The 1,416-nt window shown below is 71.3% G+C and carries 1 protein-coding gene; it reads left to right on the top strand.

Annotated elements, in window-relative coordinates; all coding sequences use genetic code 11:
- Positions 1–1,416, top strand: a 1,416-nt coding sequence (locus tag ACLF6P_RS29825) for an AMP-binding protein (protein WP_415954537.1), incomplete at both ends; no start/stop codon positions are given.

Here is a 1,416-nt window from a genome sequence, read left to right as displayed (position 1 = left end):
CCAACCTCGCCACCATCCAACGCCACACCGGCCACAACGAACTCTTCGACACCTCCATGGCGTTCGAGAACTTCACCCAGCACGACACCCCCCGGCACGACTTCTGGGACGCCGGCTTCCTCAGGGGCCGCGAACACGGCCTGCTCTCCGAGGAGTCGGAGGCGTCCCGCGGTTTCGCCCACTATCCGCTGAGCCTCGCCGTCTTCCCCGGCGACCGGCTGTCGTTCGAGATCAGCTACCGCCAGGATGTGTTCGACACGGCTCGCGCCCACGCCTTCGCGGACCGCTTCGCCGGGCTGCTGGGCGTACTGGCCGACGATCCGGGCCGGCTGGTCGGCCGGACGGAGTCACTGCTCGCCACGGAGCGCACGCAGGTGCTCGAGGACTGGAACGACACCGCTGTCCCGGCCGCGCCCGAGACGGTCCGCGGCGCCTTCGAGGCGCAGGCGGCGCGCACACCCGACGCGGTGGCCCTGGTGGACGGCGACACCCGCCTCTCGTACGCCGAGCTGGACGCTCGGGCGAACCAGTGGGCCCGGGCACTGATGGACAGGGGGCTGCGGCCGGGTGCACGGGTCGTGGTGTCGCTGCCGCGTGGAGCGGACTGGCTGACGTCGGTGCTCGCCGTGCTCAAGGCCGGCGGCAGCTACGTTCCGCTGGACATGGCCTTCCCGCCGGAGCGGATGCGGGTCGTCACGGCCGATGTCCGGCCCGCCTGTGTGGTGACCTGTGCCGGATCCTCGTGGGCGGACGCCCCGGCCGACGACGGTGTACGTGTGCTGGTGGACGACCTGCGGTCCGCGGCGGACGCGTGCTCGGCGGCAGCGCTGCCCGAGGACACCCGGCCGCTTCCGGACGACGGCGCGTACGTGATGTTCACGTCGGGTTCGACCGGGCTCCCGAAGGGCGTGGAGGCCACCCATGCCGATGTGGTGGCGCTGGCCCGGGACAGCCGGTTCGCCGCCGGGCACGAGGTCATGCTCTCCCACTCCTCCCTGATGTTCGATGCGTCGACCTACGAACTGTGGGTGCCGCTTCTCGCGGGTGGCAGGGTGGTCGTCTCCCCTCCGCAGGCACTGACCGCCGCCGGCCTGCGCAACCTGGTCCGGACTCACGGCATCACCTCGCTGTTTCTCACCACCGCGCTGTTCCACGCCTTCGCGCTCGATGACCCGGAATGCCTGTCGGGCCTGCGCGAGGTGTGGACGGGCGGTGAGGCGGTCCGTTCCGACGCCGTGCGCCGGGTCCGCGACCACTGCCCGGAGCTGGTGGTCGTGGACGTCTACGGCCCGACGGAGACCACGACGTTCGCGACGTCGTTCCCGGTGCCGGTGGGCGAGGAGGTCCCGTCGGTCCTGCCGATCGGCCGTCCGATGGACAACACACAGGTATACGTCCTCGACAACGCCCTGCGCC

The organism is Streptomyces lothianensis, assembly GCF_047779955.1.
Taxonomy (GTDB): Bacteria; Actinomycetota; Actinomycetes; order Streptomycetales; family Streptomycetaceae; genus Streptomyces.
Note: the sequence above shows the minus strand (reverse complement) of the source record. Positions and strands in the feature narration are given on the sequence as shown.